The sequence below is a fragment of the Microcoleus sp. MON1_C5 genome (genome assembly GCF_036701875.1).
In the GTDB taxonomy this organism is placed as follows: domain Bacteria; phylum Cyanobacteriota; class Cyanobacteriia; order Cyanobacteriales; family Microcoleaceae; genus Microcoleus.
In genome coordinates, this window is record NZ_JAUBRN010000023.1 from 75,301 (window position 1) to 95,888 (window position 20,588).

The following is a 20,588-nucleotide window of genomic DNA, read 5'->3' on the forward strand; positions in this document are numbered from 1 at the left end:
ATCTAAAATCTAAAATCTAAAATCGATTGACTTGAATCATGGCAAATGCTAACAATAAGGTTCGTTTCCTAACCCCCAAACCCCCGAAACCCGATCGCCCTTTATTTGTATTTTTGCCCGGTATGGACGGGGGCGGTTTGCTGCTGCGATCCCAAATTCCTAAATTAGCCAATCATTTCGACATTCGTTGCTTAACTTTACCTGCCGACGATAGGCCTAGTTGGGATGTACTGGTTGGGGAAACAATTGCCTTAATTGAAGCCGAAAAGCAAGCCGGAAAGCCTAAGCGGCCGGTTTATCTGTGCGGCGAGTCATTTGGGGGGTGTTTAGCGATGAAAGTGATGTTAGAAGCTCCCCAATTGTGCGATCGATTAATCTTAGTCAATCCAGCTTCTTCGTTTCGACAGCAGCCTTGGGTGCAGTGGGGTTCGTACCTGACTCAGTGGCTGCCCGCCAACCTTTATCCGCTCTCGGTAATCGGTTTATTGCCGATATTAGCATCCTTAGGAAAGATTGGGCGCGACGATCGCCGCGCGTTGCTAGAAGCGATGCAAGCGGTACCGCAAAACACGTCTGTGTGGAGATTGGCGTTAGTGCGATCGTTTAATGTTGACGAAAATCAGTTGCGTGGCATCAAGCAGCCGACGCTAGTAATTGCTAGCGGTGCCGATCGGCTACTGCCTTCCCTAGTAGAAGCGAAGCTTTTAGTCAAGGTAATTCCCAATGCTGAAATGGTGCTGCTGGCTAACAGCGGTCATGCTTGTTTGTTAGAAACAGATGTTAACCTTTACGGGATAATGCAAGCTCGCAATTTTTTGACAAAATCCGAAGAAAATCTGTCCTTAGTCAATAGTCATTAGTCATTAGTCATTAGCTATGACTTCTCTCTTCTGAGTCAGTCAGGGCTAAATTAGAGATTGGGCGAGGGGTAAAGTTTATATTACAATTAATCCGCCCTGACACTCATTAGTAAGTGTCCGAAAACCAGCCACTAAGGACTAATAACTAATGACTACTGACTAATTAAGATTTAGCCATTTTTGAGCGTTAAGCCGCTGGACGACACCAAACACCATGAGGTCGAGTGTTACCTTGCGCTCATCTATCAAAAAAGGCTCTAAAGTGCTAGTTTTGGTATTATTGTCAGCGCAGGAAAACGCCCTTTGACTTTGAATATTTTCTTGAGGAAAATATAGGTTAAATTGGCGCTGACCTTCTTGGAATTTCCCAATTACCTGCCAGCAATCCCCGGCGGAACTCATGCCCGCAACTGGGAGTTTTTGCTTTGCCAAACTCACCTCTAAATCCTTAACGCCCTGCTTAGTCAAAGCAGTTTGCAAAGCGGGCAAATAATCTTGTTGAATAAATTCCGCAAAGGGCTTGTCTTCAACAGCAGGTGCTTTTTCCTTTTTAGCTTTAGCTGGGGGCTTGTCGCCTTCGGCCTTGGCTGCGGGCTTTTTAGCAGCCGCCTGGGGCTTGTCAGTGCTGGGTAAGTCGGTTGTCTCGGGTTCGTCGGAACTCGGGGGGTTCTCGATCGCAGCACTGGGAGTTTCCGATTCGCCAGCGGTAGGATTTTTCGGTTCTTTCTTGGCTGCGGGTTTTTTAGCAGTCGGCTGAGGCTTGTCAGTGCTGGGAAAGTCGCTTGTCTCGGGTTCGTCGGAACTCGGGGCGTTCTCGATCGAAGCACTGGGAGTTTCCGATTCTCCAGCGGTAGGGTTTTGCGGTTCTTCTGGCATTAACGCTTCCTTTTAAAAGTGATCGGTAAAAGGAGTTGTGAGTGCAGGTGGGGGCGATCGACTTTTGCGATCGCGCACACTGCTTATCGAAAACCAACCGAGAGAGAATTGCTCTTTCCAAAAAATTTGAACTCAAAACACTCTCAGAGGGCGATCGCCTGCCAATATCACAACTCCTTTGGTTATTCTAAATCTCAGCGACAGCTCGTTCAATCAAACGGCGGGCGAGAGTTTGAACACCAGTGTGTTCGTAGTAGTTGGTAGTCATATCGAGGAATGCGCCCACGTAGTCCACCTTGTCAGCAGAAATTTCTACAAAATTCTGCAAGTTGCCGAGTACGTTTTGGGGAGTTAAACCTCGATCGCTCACAAAAGAGCTCATCCAGCCAGAAACCGAGTTAAAGCTTTCGCCGATAAAGCCGAGTTGGCCTGCGGGAGAGCCCCCAGGAATCATGCCGCCGATCGCATTAAATGACGGATTGGACTGCAAATCGTTAGGAGAGAGCTTTTGAATCCAAGACTGAGTTGCCATGATAAAGTCTGGCCCCAAAGGAATCAAACCGTCAAAACAAACCAAAGCAGCCATCCGCATCAGGGATTCGCCGCCGTAGTCACCCAAGGATGCGGCAAAATCGCCGATGCTGTCGCCGGGAATGCCGTTGATTTGGCAAAACGCGAGCAACTCAGTGACTAACTTCAAAGAAAGGTCGATCGTTTGAGCTTTTTCTGCCTTGGGAGTGATATTGCCGAGGAACGACAAAAACGAGACATTTTCCGCAACCTTATTAGCGAGGGCGGCAGTGCCCAAAGCCTTGTCGGCGTTGTCAATAGTTTGGTAGAGCCAAAGAGCGCGCTGGTAGCCCTCTGATTTATCGTTGAAGAGGTAGATAGCGCGCTCGCCGATTTGCTGAATCAGTTCTTCGTCAGTTTCGCCAGTAACGGTGCGAATTGTATTTTCAAAGCCAACTAAATTGTTCCACTCGCCGGGAACCACAAAGTCAAGCGCTCGCAGGGCTTTGACAGTCATGTTGTCTTGAGGCAGTTGATCGACTAATTCAAAGACTGTTTTGCTCACAAAAAACTCCTTATGCTGGAACGAAAATCAAAGGTATTACTTTTGGCAGATTGCAAAACTTCACAGTCTCATTTGGGCAGACTTAGTGGTGATAGCGCCAGACTTGAGTCGGGCGCGGAGTTTGACAAAAGAGATTGCTACTTGAGGCGGGCGAGGCCGCCCAGGTTAAATTTTGACAGCCAAGCTTCGCGATCGCTAGCGGTAAAAGAGGTAGTGCGGGATTGAACTTTCACCTGATAGCGATTTGCCACTAAAACAGCGGTACCATTAGCACCCTGATTAACGGCGGGATAGCCACTGATTTGCTTGGTACTTTGCTTAAATTTTGCACCTGCGTTGGGGTTGCCGGCGATGTCGTTAATCGAGAGAACCGCGACATTTTTACCGCCTTTGTTCAGCTTAGCTTCAGCAAAACCGGATTTTTCTTGAGCAAAAACGCGATCGAATCCACCGCCAGAAGAGGGGAAATATTTATTTAACTTACCGCCTGCAACTGCCTTGTTGGGCAGGTTTTGATTACTAGCACTTGATTTGTCAGCAGTTGTCTGCTTGGCTTTAGCAGGTTTTTGGGTGCTTTCCTGCTGGGCTTTGTCCCAGCGTGATTCGGTTTGGGTTGGACCGCAGGCGGTCACTAACAGCAATACCGAGATCAGGAATGGAGCTAAGATGCGGCGTGCGGGGGAAAATTGCATCGCTGTCTCCTCATTAGTAGGTTTCCATAACAATTGTGGCTTAGAATTTGGCAATTTGTGTGCTCTGATCGGATGATTTGTCTTCTTTGCAAAAAAATCCTCTGCCTGCCGACAGAGGATTTTTTTGCAATTACGAGTTTTGAAGGAAGAAAACTGAAAGATTGCTCCACAGATAAATTCTGGGGATGGGGGTAAAGAAACTAAGTTTTCGGATAGCCAGCAATCTCAAAACAATTTTTGCTGATTTTCTCTAGATTTATCTAGAAATTTCAGAGCAATTGTTCGTCAATTGTCTTACTTCGGCTTTCCAACTTAGGTCTTACTTTAGGGGTAAGGATCAGGCGTCGCTTTCAATGTAGATAAACAACAAACCCATTACCACAACCGGCATCAGCCAGGTGATTAGCGGAATCATGATCCAAGGCAAGAAAGAAGCAGCGTAGGAACCTGTCATATCAAATTCTCCAAACTAAAGTTAGTGTGTTCCAACAGGGATATTTGGGAGTCGAGTCTAATTATTGACTAAACCCCGGAAAATGGCATCGAGGCCATTAAAGTTTTCGAGTAAGAAGTAGGCAAGAAAGACGCCGCCCATCCCGCCAATGAAGAAACCAGCGGTATACTGGCTCCACCCTTCAGAATTTCTGAGGGCATCGGGGGTCATGGGATTAGCGCTAGGGTAGCTGGTGTTGTCTTGTTTGAAAGAGACTAAACCGTAAAGAGACAGACCTATTGTGCCAAGCAGAACTAAGACGAGGGCTGTATATAATCCGCCGAGATTAGCTGCTTCTCCATAATCCCGCAGGGGTCCGAAGACGATTTGGGGGCCGATGAGGAAATAACCGTGTGCCAAACCGATTTCTAGACCTCGAACTAGGGGCGAGAGTCCTTTGCGGTAGATGGGCAAGTTCCCAAGGTATGCTTTTGTGAAATCAGAAGCACTGATGGGGGTGGCTAGATGACCCGTGAAGGGGTCGCCGTTAAAGGGTTTAATAAGCTCTGCATCTCTGGGATCGGGCATATTCTGTTTGTCCTCGCAGTTTAATAAAGTTGAGGCGTTCAAGTCATATTTTACGCAGGGAGGTGTTTCCTATTTGCATAATTGGCAGCAAGCTTTAGAAAAGTTCACTATTCTTTAGTTTTTGGAAGAATTTTTCTTTTGCCTCTTATACCAGAAAGCGAGTCGATCGGGCGACACTCCTAGGAAATAAGCGATGATTACTATTTGATTAATGGCGGTAGTTTTGATGACCCCAAGCTGCTGCCAGCGACGGGCGGAGGTCAGCACTGGCTGGGGTACTATTTCAATGCGGCCTTGTTTTTTCAATTGGCGCACGAATTCAAAGTCTTCCATGAGGGGCAAGTCGGGAAAACCGCCGATTTTGTCAAAGGTAACTGCGTGGAGGAAAATAGCTTGGTCGCCGTAGGGCATTTCCAAAAAGTTCGATCGGCAGTTTACCCCCTTTTCTACCAGCCGTAGGCTGAGCCTGCAGGCGTCAATCTTGAGTTCAAAGGCGCCTGCTACAGCAGACGGGTTAGCTAGTACCCGACGCGCGCTATCGTCGTACCCGCGAGGCAAAAGAGTGTCTCCGTGGAGAAACAGCAGGATATCTCCAGTAGCAGCGGCGGCACCTGCATTCATTTGGGTGGCGCGGCCTGGGGCGGTGGAGATAACTCGCACCCCCAAAGATTTTGCTATATCTGCTGTACCGTCGCTGCTGCCGCCGTCGGCGACAATTATTTCGACATTTTTAGCCTCAAGGGCGGTGGAGATGACTGGGGCAATTGTAGATGCTTCGTTTAAGACTGGAATGATAATGGAAATTTTGAGATTGGGATTTTCTGGCGACATACAGAATTAAGCACCCCGTGAGAGAGAGGGGTTTTGTACCAAGCTTATCTGTTATTTGGCCCATTTCTTACGCCGGGATCGCCCCTACATTTGGCCTTAAGATGGGAGGGCGAGTTTTGTACAAAACAGAGCTGTTAGTTGCTAATTTTTTACGCCGGGCCCGCGCCTACATTGGGCTTTAATCTGCCAGAGCGGGTTTGGTACAAAGGAGAGCTGTTAGTTGCTCATTTATTTGCTAATTTTTGGCTTTTTCTCGCGCCTGGGACTATTGTCCCAAGCGCTGTCTAACCACTACTGATATTCAGCATTTGGTTAGACAAATACACTTACTATATTATGACCTTCGGGTTTAATAATCAAGTATTTTTCTCAAATTATATATGAGAATTCCTAATAAGTGAGAACCATTAAATAGACTTTAGTTCTTTCAATATATTAATATCTAAACCGAGGAGGTCTTCTGGTAGATCGATATCTGCAAGAGTAGGAAGATAAGCAATATTGAGGTCTAGCTTTTGCGCTATCGCCCGCGTACAAGCAAATACTTCACTCGTTCCCCAGTGAATGCCACCGAACAATTCCGGTATCGATCGCCGCAACCCTATCAGATAATAACCTCCGTCTTTTGCGGGGCCCAAAACTAAATCGTGCTGGCTCAGTTCCTCAAAAGCTTGTGCCATGATTTCTGCTTTCAAATCCGGGCAATCAGTGCCGATAATGGCAGTTTTGTGAACCCCTGAATTAAAAGATTTTTCAAACGCTGCTGTCATTCTTGCGCCCAAATCGCCGTCTATTTGATTTTGACAAATAATATCACTTCCCAACCAGTCTTGCATCAGTTGTTGGCTGCCGCCGGATCGGTGAATTTCTACCGATAATTGGCGGGATTTTTCGAGAGAGAGAGCGCAGGCGATCGTCCGTTGGGCCATCAAGCGGTGAAGGTTGGCAGCGCCTGTTTTTCCCAGCACCGGAATAAGTCGAGTTTTGGTTGTGCCCGGTTCGGGATAGCGGGTAAAAACAATCAGTTTTTCGGACATCATTTATAGTTGTTGATGAGTTTTAAAGGCAGAAACCCCAGAGGCGCATAGGAAGAGAAGAGAAGAGAAGGAGCGGACAACTGATTCACAGATTGCCGATCGATGTTGGTGGGTTAGGCAATGACTTAATTGAATCACCGCGCCCCACCCACCACACAATAAATTTACTTAAAAATAGCCAGCGGTTAGCTCATTTCTAGCATTCGCTCGATCGGCTGCAAGGCTGCTAGTTGAATATCTAGCGGCATGGTAATTTCGGGGGTTTGATTTTTGAGGGAGAGATACAATTTTTCCAAGGTATTTAATCTCATGTGCGGGCATTCGTTGCAAGCACAGTTATTATTGGTTGAAGGAGCGGGGATGAAGCGTTTGTGCGGAGCTTGCTTTTCCATTTGGTGAATGATTCCCGGTTCAGTCGCGACAATAAAAGCTTGGCTGGAACTAGCTTGAGAATATTTGAGCAAAGCAGTGGTGGAGCCTATGTAATTAGCGTGGCGCAGCACGGGAGGTTCGCATTCTGGGTGGGCAATTATTTCGGCTTCGGGATTTTCGATTTTGAGTTGAACTATCTTTTTTTCTGAGAAGTTTTCGTGGACAATGCAGGCTCCTTGCCAAATCTCCATGTTTCTACCGGTTTGTTCCATGACGTAGCGGCCGAGATTGCGATCTGGCCCAAAAATTATCGGCTGATTTTTGGGAATTTGGTTGACAATTTTAACAGCGTTAGAACTGGTGCAAATTATATCGCTCATTGCCTTAATGGCGGCGGTACAATTAATGTAGGAAATTACTAAATGTCCTGGTCGATCGGCTTTGAAAGCTGCAAAGGCTTCGGGAGGGCAACTGTCGGCGAGGGAACACCCAGCATTTAAGTCTGGCAACAATACTAATTTGTCGGGATTGAGAATTTTTGCGGTTTCAGCCATGAAATGAACTCCGGCAAAAACTATGACATCGGCGCTGGTGTTGGCGGCTTTGCGGGCAAGTTCTAGGGAGTCGCCAATGAAGTCTGCGATGTCTTGAATCTCGGAGTCTTGGTAATAGTGGGCGAGAATGACGGCATTTAACTCTTGTTTGAGGGCGTTAATGGCTGCAAACAAGTCGTGGGGCAGTCGGGTTTGAGTAAAGTTCGGAGCAGGTGCGGTGGTAAACACAGTTAGAATATTCCGGGGAAGGTGGCGAAGACAGCTAAAGTGTATTTTGAATTATAGTTGAATTCACCAAAAAGTGCTGGCTGTTCAGTGGAGCCGATCTAATATCTCAAATCTAAAATCCAAAATATGCTGCGGGAGAGTGCAAAAATTGGTCGCTGTTTCTTATGCTGAGTAAGAAGGGGCTAGGGATCGATCGCACATAACAAATGAAATGAATAAAGCTAAATCTATCAAAATTGCGGTGGTGGGGGACGTTCACGATCGCTGGGAACCGGAAGACGGCGAGGCCCTGAAGCATATGGGCGTTGATTTGGTGCTGTTTGTGGGGGATTTTGGCAATGAGTCGGTGGAGGTGGTGCGGGCGATCGCCCAATTGGACATTCCGAAAGCAGCGGTGTTTGGGAACCACGACGCTTGGTACACGGCGACAGAGTGGGGCCGCAGTCAGTGCCCTTACGATCGCACTCAAGAAAATTGGGTAAAACAGCAGTTAGATTTAATGGGAGAAGCTCACGTCGGTTACCGGAAGCGTGATTTTCCAGAATTGGGCGTAACTGTGGTGGGAAGCCGCCCCTTTACTTGGGGGGGATCGGAGTGGAAGTACGGGGATTTTTACTCGGAGTGGTTTGGGGTAGAGAGTTTTGAAGAATCAGCGCGACGCATTGCAGAAGCTGCGGCGGAGGCGCACTGCGAAAATGTGATTTTTTTGGGTCACACGGGTCCGACCGGGTTGGGAGAGGCTCCTGAAGACCCCTGCGGGCGAGATTGGAAGCCGCTGGGAGGGGATTGGGGCGACCCGGATTTTGCGGAGGCGATCGATCGAACTCGTACCACAGGAAAGCACATACCGCTGGTAACTTTTGGTCATATGCACCACAAACTGCGGCACACGAAGCAGGAGTTGCGGAAGTCGCTGGAGGTGAGTGCGGAGGGTACAGTTTATTTGAATGCCGCCAGCGTACCGCGAATTGTGGAGAAAGACTGCTCGAAATTGCGGAATTTCTCGATCGTCCTGCTGGAAAATGGAGCAGTGTCCGAAGTGTCTCTGGTTTGGCTGGGGGCAGATTTCGCGGTGGCCTTAGAACAAATTCTTTATCGGGGCGGTGAATCTGCGGCTATTTGTAGTTAGAGACAATTGCTGGTATGATAAAATGAATGCGCCCGGAGAGGTGGCAGAGTGGTCGAATGCGCTCGACTTGAAATCGAGTGTGGCAGTGATGTCACCGTGGGTTCAAATCCCACCCTCTCCGTTTTTGAGAAAATGCCTGGTTTTTGGGCAATCGCCACTTGGTGAGACACACCTGATTTCAATTGACAGCCGTAAAGACCGAGAGTCGATCGCTCAAACTCCCCTCCACTCAAATAACTCCAATTGCTGGAACTCTCTTAGGGTTCCCAGGCTCACCCACCAACGCGGATGATTTTCCCTGTCTTCCAACAGGCTCCTCGGGCGTACTTTTATCCTGTTTCCGAGGGACTCTCGGTACAGCATCCAAATAGATTCCCAGTCCATCCAGACCGCGCTGCAAAATAACTTTTGCAGCATCCACATCGGCATCCTCATGATAACCGCATTCTTCACAGATAAATTTTTCCTGAGCTCGATTTGTGGGACTGACATACCCGCACTCGCTGCATTCCTGAGAGCTAAAGTGAGGTACCGCTTCATAAACCAGAACGCCCGCCCTTTCGGACAAAATCTTGACTTTCTGTTTTAAGGAACCCCAAGCAGCATCAGCAATGGCTTTGTTCAGTCCAGATTTAGCAGACTGACCGTTAGGCAGATACTTTCCGTTTTCATCCTGCTTTGGTTTGCAGCGTGCCATCATGCCTTGAATATTAAGATTCTCGAACACAATCAGGTCAAACTGCTTGACCAAGCTATTAGCTATCTTCCATTGGTAATCCTCTCGTCGATTAGCAACTTTTTGTTCCAGTCTTGCTAAGCGCTGGCAGGCTTTTCTTCTGCGGCGGGAACCTAAAACCTTGCGGCTGACAGCACGGTTTAGTCGCGATCGCTTCCGCTCCATCTGTTGATAAAATCTGGGATGGGCAATGGTTTGTCCCGTACTGAGAGACATTAGCTTCTTGATACCCAGATCTACTCCTACTGCTGTTTTAACTTTATTCGCTGCAGGAACATTTGGAACCGACTCATCTTGCAACAGAACAGAGATATAAAAGCCATCTGCTTTTTTACGCACAGTGGCGGAACGAATGCTGAAACAATTAAGAAACGGTCGGGACTGAAAAAACGACATCCAGCCAATACCGGGAAGTCGGACTTTGTTCCCTTTAAAGGCGACATCTCCCGGCGGGTAGGTGAAAGAGCGAAATTTACCCTGCCGCTTTGTTTTCGGATATTTGCCCAATCCTCGGAAAAAGCGCCCAAAAGCAGCATCAACCTGTTTCAGCATTTGTTGCAAAACATGGTGAGAGATTTCTTTATACCAAGGACGCTCCTGCTTCATGTCAACCAGATTGGCATCTTGTTGAGCTAGCGGAGTCCTTTTCTTGCCTTTTGCTGTCCAAGGATTGCCGTACAAAGCACCTTTGCTTAACGAGCAAGCAAGGGGACAACACTCGGCTTGAGTTTCGATGAAGCAGTAGTTCCCCATTACAGGGAATCTTGCTTGCTCGTAGGCTTCTGTCCGCTCCCTAAGTCTAAAGTTGTATTGCAAGCGAAGCAAATGAATCCACCGCTCGATTGTTTGAGCTTGTTTGGGCGATGGATTCAGCTTGTAAACGTAAGCAAGCAGCATAGTGTACTAAGTTAACCAGGCTACTGATTGAGCAGATGAGCAACTTGCTGCGCTGTGGAATGGGAGATGCTAGCGCATGAGCTCACCCCATTAGGATTGAGTGTGTTGATCCGCTTGGCACTGAGAACTTTGGCAAAATCTGTAGCAGCCAGTTCCTCCATTGTCATGGCATCTTTGCAGTTTTGTCCTTGTTTCAATCCTCTTGCTGTTCGGAAATCTTTAGTAAGGCCAATTATAGGTTCATACCCCTTAGCCTTGCAGCGAGCAAAATGCTGTGGAACCTTAACCCCATGTTCATACAAAGCTGCCTCGTAGAAGTCTTCTTTGGGAATAGAGTCAAGACGGGCTCCAATATATTCACGGGTTTTGCCTTGTTTTTCCCAAGTTTTAACTGCCCGTTGGCGACTGCGGCGAATGCCTAGCTCTGGGTCAGCATCCTCTTCTATTCGTTGTTTGATAGCCGTAAGCGCCCACCTATGGAACTCTGGAGACAAGTCCTGAGCGTAAGCAATGGCTATGTTTTCTGTTGCGTAAGTTCCATAGCTTTTAGATCCCCTGGTTTTGATCAGACCAGCATCTTTCGCTAGTGTTCTTAGTTGGCTTGCCCACGCCCTGTACTTTTTGCATCCCGAGTTAGCGACTGGTTGTTCTGCCAAAATTCTCTCGACGACAGGTTTTAACCCAGGCTTAGCTTCAAGTACCAATTGTAAAAGTAGCTTACAGATGCGCTCCTGCATGAACCACTTATCGAGTTCTTGGGATTTAACAGACCCTGTGGCCCTCCACATATCAGTCAGGCAGATTAGCCCACCGTTTTGCTGACAATGAATTAGAAAACCTTTGTAGTCCATACTCTGACTCCGTAATTTGCCCATAATGAAAAACTCTCCTTCAAAATCAAAGACACTATTGACATATTTATTACCGTGTGATAAGGGATAAGGGTTGACAAATGTGCTATGATAAAAGCACAAAAGAACTGTAGACCGCAAGAAATTAAATTCTTGCAGCTCAGGTGTATAGCCCAAAGCCACTACCGAGCAAGGTTGTTATCTGTGGGGATGGTGGGACTCGAACCCACAAAAACCCTGGCAGGTTATCCGGTTAGGAGCCGGATGCGTTTTCCTGTTCCGCCACATCCCCAAGTAAAATGCAGCGGCGATACTTTGAATTAGGAACTCAAAGCATCGTCGCTGTTTGTTAAGGAAAATCTCATTTGCGGTGTCATTATGCTGCTCCCAGTATTTGAGGCTGATTGTTCGTTAAACGAATTTGAAGCATAAAGATTTCTACCAAGCTTCTTCCACCTTTTATATTGTGGCTCTGCACCGCGCCGTAATTCTACGCTCAAGGAGTTTTTGGCTCGCCAAAATTCCTCTTCAGATTCCGCGTCAAATATGGCTTCGACAATCCCATCGACTAGCATTGGCTGTTGACGATCGTTCAAAATCTTTTCTATCGATTCTGCAAAGGTCAGCCCCACGTACTGAGGACGCTTCATCTCCATAGGGCTACGCTGATGTCTGTTTTGAGAGCTTGCTTTTTCAAGACTGGCATCTTCAGAAGCAAGACTAAAATTAGCTAGACCTCCTTTTAGATGTTCGTCTGCACCAAGAGAACTTGTCGAAGCTACTTGACCCCCATTCAAAGTCAGTGCTTCTGTTTCCGAAAGCATCTGTGTCGGTGTTAATGCCACTTCCTCAGGAGCCACCAGCGCCAGCATACCCTCGTAATAAACAATACTTGCTTTTAGTTTTACAGCTTTCGCTTGTACCTCAGCAAGTTCTGACTTCTGCTGGTCAATTTGCTCTTTCAGCCATTTGACGTGCTGTTCGCGGGCAAGATCCTGTGCCATAGCTCCTAAAAATCTCTCTGCTTTTTATAATATAACACAAAAACGAACTATGCAAGCAAAACATAAAAAAAAATGCAAAACTCAACCTATCTCTAAATGACATAACTACTGCTGCTAGTTCTCAATAAAAAAACACCCCCGCAGGGGTGCTGTTGCTTACCAGGTAATTTTTCTAGCCAACTGAGTTAACTAAAGCCTTCTTCATCCGCCGGGTCGCCGTAGGGATCTTCGCTCGCGGGGACGACATTGCCGAACATTCCAACATCCGCTACGTAGTCTGCAGGGTCGCCGTAGGGGTCTTCGCTGGCCGGAGTCACGTTGCCGAACTGTGCGTAGTCGGTACCGGCGTCGTCTGCGGGGTCGCCGTAGGGGTCTTCGCTCGCCGGGGTCAGGTTGCCGTACTCTCCGTACTCAGCCGGGTCGCCGTAGGGGTCTTGGCTGGCTGGAGTCAGGTTGCCGTACTCTCCGTACTCAGCCGGGTCGCCGTAGGGGTCTTCGCTGGCTGGAGTCACGTTGCCGTACTGTCCGGGATTTGAGGCATCTTCGTAATAGCCGTCAGGATCGACTTGCTCGCCGTCTGGTCCGACGATCGCATCTTTTAACTTCCGCAAAAATCCGTCTACCATGATAAAGTTCCTCTTTTTTATGTGTTGAAAAACGACTGTTTTAGATTCGGAATCCCAGATTTAATTGAACCTCACGGAACCTGCCATCTAAAATCTCAAATGCTTAGACTACTGTGCCGGAACAGGACTTGTAGCTTCCGGCAAGCTAGTAAGGTCTCGACTGGTATTTTGGTTGTTGTACCCCTCGAATTCGCGGTAACACGTTGCCGAACTCTCCGTAGCCAGCCGGGTCGCCGTATGGGTCTTCGCTGGCTAGAGTCAGGTTGTCGAACTGTCCGGGATTTGAGGCATCTTCGTAATAGCCGTCAGGATCGACTTGCTCGCTGTTTGACCCGACGATCGCATCTTTTAACTTCCGCAAAAATCCGTCTACCATGATAAAGTTCCTCTTTTTTATGTGTTGAAAAACGACTGTTTTAGATTGGGAATCCCAGATTTAAGGGAAACTCACGGAACCTGCAATCTAAAATCTCAAATGCTTAGACTACTGTGCGGGAACAGGACTTGTAGCTTCCGGCAAGGTAGTAAGGTCTCGACCGGTATTTTGGTTGTTGTACCCCTGGAATTCGCGGTAACGCGCTGCCTCGGACTCCGGAACTTTAATTCCTTCAGGCGGGGGCGTTACCCAGACCGCGCGATTCTGGGCATCGCGGTAGTAAACGCGACCGTTTTTGGAAAGGTAATGTTTTCCCTGCGGCCCCTTTTCTTGTTTATTTTTGTACTGATTGTAGATGTAGTAAAGGGCGGCTGCTCCTGCTAAAGTAATCCCTACTTTTTGAGCATTGTTCAGTCCTTTTTTTGCTTGTGGGGAAGGAGTGGGGCGGCGATTAGTTTGCACTCCTCCAGCGCGAGTGTTGTCAACAGGAGGCGGGGGAGCGGAATTTTGCTCGCTAGAACCGCAAGCACTCACAAAGGGAAAGGTCAGCAGCGTTGTCAGCAGCAGAGCCATGAAGCGCGATCTTTTGGGTTCGGGTTTGATTGTGTTCATTGCCGCTCCGAATTGTCGGGATTACAGGTAGGGTGTGTTCTGGCGAGGTTGAGGAACCTGAGCTGCTGCCAACAGTTTTTAGAGTAAATTAATTTCTCAAAGCAATTTTGACAAAAGTAGTTGCTGAGAACTTAACAGCGCAGGTACGGTATTGCCTTTGTATTCAATCATCCTCAAGTCTCTCGAAAATTAGCTCATTCCAGGGATATAAATAAAGTTTCTTTTATTTCAGTCTGGAGGTATATGCAAATGCGCGCCTTCGGGTAAGAATAAATTCTGTTTGTGGACTGCTCACAGCAAAGTGAAGCAGACGGACGGGACGAGTCCGAAACTCAAAGCAGCACGGGCGAGGGAAAGGAGGCGGGATTTATAAGTCCGGCGGTGTTTAATTGCGCCAGCGTGCTTGTGGGAGATGCCTGCAATTTTATTGTGGGAGTTCTGGAGAGGTCGATCGCACTATTGTAGAAATCTATTAACCGCGATAGAAAGCCCCCGAAGCTTTTCGGATATTTATGAAATTAAAGAATTTATTTACTGCTGGATTGTCCATCGCAGTTGTATTTACTGCGGTAAAATATCTAACTTTTTCAAATCAACAAAACCAAGTCAAGGAATTGCTGCAAACCAAACAGTGTCCCGAATGCAATTTCAGCAATGCCAACCTAAAAGGATTAGACTTGCAAGGAGTCAACTTGCAGGGAGCTAATCTAGAAGGTGCTAACTTATCAGGAGCCAAGTTGACCAATGCCAACCTCAAAAATGCCAACTTAAATAGAGCCAACCTGACGGGAGCTGATTTGGGCTGTGCTGGCATCACTTTTAACCTTGAGGCTAATGAAAAAAAAGCAAATATGGATTTTAATGTCACCGCTGTTCCACAGCAGAATAACCCAGAAAATGCAGTAGTTGGTTTCAATATGAAAGCAACGGATCGAGGAGCGACCATGCGTTTCAACCTCATGGGATGCGCTGATTTCTCGAATGCTAGCTTGCAAGAAGCTAAAATGCCCGATGGCACAATTCATCCTTAGTAAGACCAGCAAATACTGTTTATATCTATAAAATCGGAAGAAAACCGCCGCCTGACAAACAGGCAGCGGTTTTTTAAGAAATGAACTGCACGCCTAAAATTAGTGAGCAGAACCGTTGCCGTGATACTTGTCAGTATCGTAGAATCCGTTTTTTGTACCGAAGAACAGACAGCAAACCGTGAAAACTGCTGTCAAGACTGCTAAAACTAACTTAACGTCCATAATTTACCTGCTGTTGTTGAGTGAGTGCAAATACTCAGATTGTAGAATCTTTTTGGCTGGCGCGGCCATCTACCAGCGTAGCGCCAGATTTGCTGGGCTGTACTCTGGTGCGGCAGTTTCCTGACGGCGAGACGATTCGGGGAATTATTGTCGAAACCGAAGCTTACGGCCCAGGAGATCCCGCTTGTCATGCTTACCGACAGCGAACTTCTCGCAATGAGGTGATGTTCGGGCCTGCGAGTATGAGCTACGTTTACTTAATCTACGGGATGTATCACTGCTTTAACGTGGTGACGGATGCAGAGGGAGTTGCTAGTGCTGTGCTGGTTCGAGCTTTGCAGCTAGATGCGGTTCCCCAACAATTCGCTGGAATTCCCGATAAGAAGCGATCGCGCCTCGCCGCCGGGCCTGGGAAACTGTGTAAGGTGCTGGAGATCGATCGAACTTTAAGCGGTTTTCCCTTGGGTGCAGGCCAACCGCTGCGGTTGGAACACCGGAGCGAGAACTTTCAGCAAGCTGTGGAGGAGGGTACAATAAATTTTGTGCAAACTACGCGGATCGGGATTTCTCAAGGAATTGATTTGCCTTGGCGGTGGTATGTAGGGAACTCTACGGCTGTGTCACAACTCTAGTAATGTCAAAGGTATCAGTGTAAATTTTGTCGCTTATCTTAGTGAAATTATGGCTTACTCTTCTGAAAATCCGATCGTACAACTCAAAAAATGCCTAAGCCTGGTTCAGGATGTTAGCACTCACACCGAAGCCAACCGGGCCTTCGAGCAATTGTGCGGGATTATCGATGCTGAAAACCCAATGGCGGCGCAACTTTTGGAGATGCTGTGGGAAGAGGCAATTATGGCGAGGCGATCGGCTTTATTTTGGCAACAAATGAGCGATGTTGAGAAAGATATGGCTAATAGAATGATGGAAAATATGACGCAGATGCGGCAAAACTATTTGCGGCTGATGCAGGAAATGTAAACAGTAATTGGTAAGTCTGTGTTTGTAGTGAGGACTTTAGTCCTCTCTTTATCAATAAAGTTTTCTAGATGTAGGGTGCGTCAGCGCCGATATTTGAGGAGGCTCAAACACTTTGTTTCCGGGGCACCCTACAATAAATTCTGCTACTTCATTAAAGCAGCGCCGCGGTTGTAAAGTTCCCGCGCGTAATCAGTCCAAGTTCCCTGTCCCCAATAGCGGAAACAGCTTGTTTGTAGCAGCAAGTTGTAAAGCAAAGCTTGCTGGTATTCAAACTGCTTGGTAACTGAAGCATCTTGCTGCACCAGCGGGTCGTATTTTTTGTGAAATGCAGCGCTAAGTAGATTCATCGGTTCCAAGACATTTTCGTAGCCTTTCACCCAACTCAAATCGTTAGTCCAAGAAGCACCATCCATGTGAAAATTATGGTCTGTTTGCTTGAGTTGGGCGATCGCACTTTCCACTTTTTCCGGCGTCGCATTATTAGGATCGACTAGGTGCCAGATTTTGTGCTGGTTAATTCCCTGACAAACAGGATAATCTTCAGGATTAACCCCCGCCGCTTCAATTATCTCCAAATATTCAGTGCCGTTTAAACCAACAACGCCGGATTTTCCCCCGCCTTGTTCGCGGTTTTCGTGCCAAGCTTTGACAAAGGCGCTGGGAAATTCATTCATCATCACGCCGCCATTTTCGCCGTCGGCAATCTGAGTAACTAAAGAAGGAATTGTAATATTGCCAATTTGCTGTTTATTGCGTCCTTTCGCTTCGTAATACGGCTGCATTTGACCCACCAATTTCGTATCCGAACCTTGGGTTTTAATCAAAGCCGTGATGCTGATTGTTTCGCCGTGAGAATTGCGGGCCACTAAACGGTTGGGAATATATTTTTGGTCTTGCGACAATCCCGAACCGTCGGGATTTTCTACCGAATGTTCCTGCACCATCAGCCAGCGGTAGCCGCATTCTTTCAAAGCTTTGATGTATTCGTACAGTGTATCTGGGTGATTGGGAAAGTGCATTTCTGGGGGCGAAAAACCTTTAACGCGCTTCAGAGCATCCAAGCCAAAAATGGCCGCAAAATGATGTTGCCATGCTTGAATTTGAAGTTTAATGTCGGGAATGGGAGTTGAGGGAATGACGGCGTGACTCCACATTGTCCCCAGCCATTCTACGTGAGGTTGATATTGAGGATCGCAGGTAATCCGCTTGAGATTATCAAAGATATCGTCCCGCCCCATTTGGCGCAATCCCCACAACAAATTGCCCGAATAGTCGAGCATAATTCGCGGGTTGCAGCCTTCGGCAATCAGTTGGGGAATGAATTCTCCCATGCGAGAATAGCACCAAGCAAACACTCCGGCATTGTGGTTGTCTCCTTGGTTGGGATGTTCAAACATATTCTGGAGATTGCTGATCAGTTCGCCGTTTGCACCTGCAGGAATTGTCGGTTGGTGCATATGGAGGGCGCAGGCGAATCCGGCTTGAATGTTTTCGAGGCGGAGGTTTGTGGCAGGTAGAAAGACTGGTTCGTTGCTATTGGCTGCGGCACTGATTTCTGCTTCGGAGCCGCAAATATTGGGCAATCCTGAGTTGATTTCTTGTAAAATCGGTAAATTGGGAGATTGTGCGATCGCAGGCATAAATTTTTCTCAACAATTGTGGAGGGGCGTTGTCTGCTATTGCTAAGATAGCTAGATACTTTAACAGTAGCAGAGGAAGTCTGCAAAAGATAAATTTCACAAGATAAGTCCGGGAGCGTGGAAGCCCAAAATCACGGGTCAAATCTTTAACACATTTCAAGTAAATAAGCGAGGTAAATTATGAAATACGAAATCAAGGTTTTGGAACCAACGGATTTGTGGTACATCCAAAATAACATCAATCCTGAAACCAATAAGTTTTACCATCCTACTAAGAATATTCCGTTGGTTCAGCAAGTAGAAATTAACTTAAACAATTCGGGAGTTATCATTCAAAAAGGTGCGCTGCATTGGTGTATGGGTAAATTAACTTCCGGTGTTTATAAAACGGATAACCGTTTGAAAGATATGTGGGTATCTTTGACAACTGAAATGGACTACAACGCTCCCGTATATCAAGGGACTGGTACGGTGAAACTGGAACCGAGACAAAAAGGGCATTTTCTGCATTATACGCCGATCGAGCTTTCGGATGCGGAGCAGTGGGAGTTTGATGACGGTATATTTCAGTTTTGTTCGGACAATGTAGTTATCGGTGCTAAAAAACTGAAATTCCGACAAGTGGCTGCTTCTAATGACGGTAGGTGGAGAATTGCTGTTACAGCTTTGCGCGAGCAAAAAGCTACTGTTTTAGCAGGTACAAGTTCACCGGCTAAGGTTGTCGAGCTCAAACAAGGTGAAACTTTGATAGCTGATTGCGATTTGGTTAAAGGATTTACCAAGGGGATTGAAGAAGATTATCGAAAATTAGGTCATTTTGGCAAAGGGGGTGGAGAGGGTTATGTTTGGTATTATCAGGGGAAAGGTAAATTATTAGTATGTGAAAATGATGCTATGGGTTTGGGTTGAGTTATTGACAGCGACAGAAGATTCGCTTGATGAAAACGAATCGATTTGACAAATTAGTTTGATTGTTGAAAAACCTGGCAAAACAGGAGATCGATTACACTTTGGCACATCAGGGACACGGCAGTGCCCTATCCGTACCTGTATTTTAAGCAACCGTCCGATCGCCCTAATCGGTCTCCACTTCTGCTACCTGCGTGTATTTTCCCTGTATTCCCAATGGCCGACTTGCTTATCTGCCTGGAAATCATATACTTTGTCAAGTTAAGAAAATATTTTTTTGATTCATCCAGGAGCGAGAAAAAAAAATGTACATAGTACAAATTGCCTCGGAGTGCGCCCCCGTTATCAAAGCAGGAGGTTTGGGCGACGTAGTTTACGGCTTGAGCCGGGAGTTGCAGAATTCCGGCCACTGCGTCGAGATTATTCTACCGAAGTACGACTGCATGAGGTACGACCACATTTGGGGACTTCACGAAGCCTACCGGGATCTGGCTGTGCCCTGGTACGGCGGCGAAATCCTCTGCGATGTCTTGTGCGGCTGGGTGCACGGGCAGTTGTGTTTTTTCATCGAACCTCGCTCTCAAGATAACTTTTTTAATCGCGGCTGTTATTACGGCTGCAATGACGACAATATGCGGTTTGCATTTTTCAGCAAAGCCGCTTTGGAATTTTTGCTTAGAAGCAACAAGCGTCCCGATGTGATTCACTGTCACGATTGGCAAACTGGTTTGGTGCCAGTCATGCTGTTTGAAATTTACAAATACAATTGGATGGAAAATCAGCGAGTCTGCTATACCATTCACAATTTCAAACATCAAGGCATGGGAGGTGGCGATATTTTGCAAGCCACGGGTTTGAATCGAGATGATTATTATTTTGAGTACGATCGCCTCCGAGATAACTTTAACCCTTTTGCTATCAACTTTATGAAAGGGGGCATTGTTTACTCGAACTTTGTCACCACAGTTTCGCCGCACCACGCCTGGGAAGCTCATATGGGCGAGTTCGGCTACGGTTTGGGCCACACTTTGCATTTGTATCAAGAGAAGTTTCGCGGGGTGCTCAACGGCATCGATTACGATGTGTGGAATCCAGAAAGTGATGGCTATATTCCGCACCACTACACTAAGGATGATTTGGCAGGAAAAGCCAAAACTAAAAAAGCTTTGCGCGATCGGCTGTTACTGCGCGATGCTGACAAGCCTATTATTACCTTTATCGGTCGTTTGGACGACCAAAAAGGCGTTCATCTCGTCCACCATGCAATTTATTACTCTCTGAGTAAGGGAGCGCAATTCGTGCTTTTGGGTTCCGCGACCGAAGCGGGAATTAACGCGCATTTCCAGCATGAAAGACAGTTTTTAAATGATAATCCAGACTGCCATTTAGAGCTAGGTTTTAATGAGGAACTGTCGCACTTAATTTACGCCGGTGGGGATATGATTGTGGTTCCCAGTAATTACGAACCCTGCGGGCTGACTCAGATGATCGGGTTGAGGTACGGTACTGTTCCTGTGGTGCGGGGAGTGGGCGGTTTGGTGAATACTGTGTTCGATCGAGATTACGACACCCGCCACCTCCCGGAAGAGCGCAACGGTTACGTGTTTTACCAAACAGACTACTCGGCTTTAGAGTCGGCGCTCGATCGGGCGATCGGATTGTGGTATGACTATCATGATGAATTTGAAAAACTCATGCTTCAAGGCATGAATTGTGACAATTCGTGGAAATATCCAGCTAAAGACTATGTGGAAATTTACGACCTAATTCGACACAAATAATCCTTAGGGTATCCAGTGTGCACCTTATTAACTGTAGGGTTCGCACTGCTAGCCCGCTTGTTGGTGGCTGTTGATCCTAGTCGCGAAGTCTGACAGTTGATACATGGCGGTGACGAGAATCGCCATGAGGTGGCTCTTGCTTTGTTTTTGGGAGCGCGAGGTGGTTTAAGCGGAACTTACCCCCTGCGGGGTAGTTCCGTGGAACTCGAACGCATACTAGCTGTAGGTTTTGCCAATTCGATCGGCT

At 47.1% G+C, this 20,588-nt stretch carries 24 protein-coding genes and 2 tRNA genes; 9 read left to right on the forward strand and 17 right to left on the reverse strand.

Annotated features, from left to right (window positions below):
* Window positions 1–38 precede the first annotated feature (38 nt).
* Complete coding sequence (locus QUA71_RS13615) at window positions 39–860, forward strand: alpha/beta hydrolase (RefSeq protein ID WP_333285638.1); 822 nt, start codon at window positions 39–41, stop codon at window positions 858–860.
* A 159-nt stretch (window positions 861–1,019) separates the two neighbouring features.
* On the opposite strand, the gene QUA71_RS13620 is transcribed toward QUA71_RS13615, so the two are convergent.
* The 8 genes from QUA71_RS13620 to nadA all read right to left on the reverse strand — a co-directional run bounded on the left by QUA71_RS13620 (window position 1,020) and on the right by nadA (window position 7,546).
* Window positions 1,020–1,736 (reverse strand): DUF2996 domain-containing protein, encoded by a 717-nt coding sequence (locus QUA71_RS13620; RefSeq protein WP_333285640.1) that lies wholly within the window; start codon window positions 1,734–1,736, stop codon window positions 1,020–1,022.
* 187 nt (window positions 1,737–1,923) lie between these two features.
* Entirely contained in the window at window positions 1,924–2,811 is an 888-nt protein-coding gene (locus QUA71_RS13625) for a hypothetical protein (protein ID WP_333285642.1), read from the reverse strand.
* Between the two features lie 137 nt (window positions 2,812–2,948).
* Window positions 2,949–3,503: a hypothetical protein gene (locus QUA71_RS13630; protein ID WP_333285644.1), complete on the reverse strand. Its 555-nt coding sequence runs from the start codon at window positions 3,501–3,503 to the stop codon at window positions 2,949–2,951.
* A 337-nt stretch (window positions 3,504–3,840) separates the two neighbouring features.
* On the reverse strand, window positions 3,841–3,957 hold the full coding sequence (locus QUA71_RS13635) for a photosystem I reaction center subunit VIII (RefSeq protein ID WP_006633218.1): 117 nt from the start codon (window positions 3,955–3,957) through the stop codon (window positions 3,841–3,843).
* Window positions 3,958–4,014: 57 nt separating this feature from the next.
* On the reverse strand, window positions 4,015–4,524 hold the full coding sequence (locus QUA71_RS13640; RefSeq protein WP_006633219.1) for a photosystem I reaction center protein subunit XI: 510 nt from the start codon (window positions 4,522–4,524) through the stop codon (window positions 4,015–4,017).
* Between the two features lie 114 nt (window positions 4,525–4,638).
* Window positions 4,639–5,355, reverse strand: a complete 717-nt coding sequence (locus QUA71_RS13645) for a TIGR04283 family arsenosugar biosynthesis glycosyltransferase (RefSeq protein WP_333285646.1) — start codon at window positions 5,353–5,355, stop codon at window positions 4,639–4,641.
* Window positions 5,356–5,762: 407 nt separating this feature from the next.
* On the reverse strand, window positions 5,763–6,395 hold the full coding sequence (locus QUA71_RS13650) for a TIGR04282 family arsenosugar biosynthesis glycosyltransferase (RefSeq protein WP_333285648.1): 633 nt from the start codon (window positions 6,393–6,395) through the stop codon (window positions 5,763–5,765).
* Window positions 6,396–6,577: 182 nt separating this feature from the next.
* Entirely contained in the window at window positions 6,578–7,546 is a 969-nt protein-coding gene (gene nadA, locus QUA71_RS13655; protein WP_333285650.1) for a quinolinate synthase NadA, read from the reverse strand.
* 211 nt (window positions 7,547–7,757) lie between these two features.
* Here nadA and QUA71_RS13660 point away from each other — a divergent pair, with 211 nt between their 5' ends.
* Window positions 7,758–8,675: a TIGR04168 family protein gene (locus tag QUA71_RS13660; protein ID WP_333218399.1), complete on the forward strand. Its 918-nt coding sequence runs from the start codon at window positions 7,758–7,760 to the stop codon at window positions 8,673–8,675.
* Between the two features lie 34 nt (window positions 8,676–8,709).
* Window positions 8,710–8,796, forward strand: a tRNA-Ser gene (locus QUA71_RS13665).
* Between the two features lie 108 nt (window positions 8,797–8,904).
* Here the strand turns inward: QUA71_RS13665 and QUA71_RS13670 are convergent.
* The 7 genes from QUA71_RS13670 to QUA71_RS13700 all read right to left on the reverse strand — a co-directional run bounded on the left by QUA71_RS13670 (window position 8,905) and on the right by QUA71_RS13700 (window position 13,777).
* Window positions 8,905–10,308 (reverse strand): transposase, encoded by a 1,404-nt coding sequence (locus QUA71_RS13670; protein WP_333285652.1) that lies wholly within the window; start codon window positions 10,306–10,308, stop codon window positions 8,905–8,907.
* A 20-nt stretch (window positions 10,309–10,328) separates the two neighbouring features.
* Window positions 10,329–11,336, reverse strand: coding sequence for a KilA-N domain-containing protein (locus QUA71_RS13675; protein WP_333285654.1), 1,008 nt, complete (start codon window positions 11,334–11,336; stop codon window positions 10,329–10,331).
* Window positions 11,337–11,364: 28 nt separating this feature from the next.
* Window positions 11,365–11,451, reverse strand: a tRNA-Arg gene (locus QUA71_RS13680).
* Between the two features lie 28 nt (window positions 11,452–11,479).
* The gene (locus tag QUA71_RS13685) at window positions 11,480–12,163 is read right to left on the reverse strand and encodes a hypothetical protein (RefSeq protein WP_333285656.1); all 684 of its coding nucleotides are present in this window, start codon (window positions 12,161–12,163) and stop codon (window positions 11,480–11,482) included.
* 185 nt (window positions 12,164–12,348) lie between these two features.
* Window positions 12,349–12,789 carry a translation initiation factor gene (locus tag QUA71_RS13690; RefSeq protein ID WP_333285658.1) on the reverse strand — a complete coding sequence of 147 codons (441 nt, stop codon included), beginning with the start codon at window positions 12,787–12,789 and terminating at the stop codon, window positions 12,349–12,351.
* Between the two features lie 145 nt (window positions 12,790–12,934).
* Complete coding sequence (locus QUA71_RS13695; protein WP_333285660.1) at window positions 12,935–13,165, reverse strand: translation initiation factor; 231 nt, start codon at window positions 13,163–13,165, stop codon at window positions 12,935–12,937.
* A gap of 108 nt (window positions 13,166–13,273) precedes the next feature.
* Window positions 13,274–13,777 (reverse strand): hypothetical protein, encoded by a 504-nt coding sequence (locus QUA71_RS13700; RefSeq protein ID WP_333285662.1) that lies wholly within the window; start codon window positions 13,775–13,777, stop codon window positions 13,274–13,276.
* 282 nt (window positions 13,778–14,059) lie between these two features.
* Here QUA71_RS13700 and QUA71_RS13705 point away from each other — a divergent pair, with 282 nt between their 5' ends.
* Both QUA71_RS13705 and QUA71_RS13710 read left to right on the forward strand, forming a co-directional pair.
* The gene (locus QUA71_RS13705) at window positions 14,060–14,242 is read left to right on the forward strand and encodes a hypothetical protein (RefSeq protein WP_333285663.1); all 183 of its coding nucleotides are present in this window, start codon (window positions 14,060–14,062) and stop codon (window positions 14,240–14,242) included.
* Between the two features lie 47 nt (window positions 14,243–14,289).
* A complete protein-coding gene (locus QUA71_RS13710; protein ID WP_333285665.1) occupies window positions 14,290–14,808 on the forward strand; it encodes a pentapeptide repeat-containing protein in 519 nt (172 codons plus the stop codon).
* A 99-nt stretch (window positions 14,809–14,907) separates the two neighbouring features.
* On the opposite strand, the gene QUA71_RS13715 is transcribed toward QUA71_RS13710, so the two are convergent.
* A complete protein-coding gene (locus tag QUA71_RS13715) occupies window positions 14,908–15,030 on the reverse strand; it encodes a hypothetical protein (RefSeq protein ID WP_006633228.1) in 123 nt (40 codons plus the stop codon).
* Window positions 15,031–15,050: 20 nt separating this feature from the next.
* Between QUA71_RS13715 and QUA71_RS13720 the strand changes: the two genes are divergently transcribed.
* On the forward strand, window positions 15,051–15,662 hold the full coding sequence (locus QUA71_RS13720; protein ID WP_333285667.1) for a DNA-3-methyladenine glycosylase: 612 nt from the start codon (window positions 15,051–15,053) through the stop codon (window positions 15,660–15,662).
* Window positions 15,663–15,711: 49 nt separating this feature from the next.
* On the forward strand, window positions 15,712–16,011 hold the full coding sequence (locus QUA71_RS13725) for a hypothetical protein (protein WP_006633230.1): 300 nt from the start codon (window positions 15,712–15,714) through the stop codon (window positions 16,009–16,011).
* Window positions 16,012–16,154: 143 nt separating this feature from the next.
* On the opposite strand, the gene QUA71_RS13730 is transcribed toward QUA71_RS13725, so the two are convergent.
* A complete protein-coding gene (locus QUA71_RS13730; RefSeq protein ID WP_333285669.1) occupies window positions 16,155–17,651 on the reverse strand; it encodes a glycosyl hydrolase family 57 in 1,497 nt (498 codons plus the stop codon).
* Window positions 17,652–17,831: 180 nt separating this feature from the next.
* On the opposite strand from QUA71_RS13730, the gene QUA71_RS13735 reads away from it, so the two are divergent.
* Both QUA71_RS13735 and glgA read left to right on the forward strand, forming a co-directional pair.
* Window positions 17,832–18,560 (forward strand): AIM24 family protein, encoded by a 729-nt coding sequence (locus tag QUA71_RS13735; RefSeq protein WP_333285671.1) that lies wholly within the window; start codon window positions 17,832–17,834, stop codon window positions 18,558–18,560.
* Between the two features lie 305 nt (window positions 18,561–18,865).
* Window positions 18,866–20,341 (forward strand): glycogen synthase GlgA, encoded by a 1,476-nt coding sequence (gene glgA / locus QUA71_RS13740; RefSeq protein ID WP_333285673.1) that lies wholly within the window; start codon window positions 18,866–18,868, stop codon window positions 20,339–20,341.
* Window positions 20,342–20,588 lie beyond the last annotated feature (247 nt).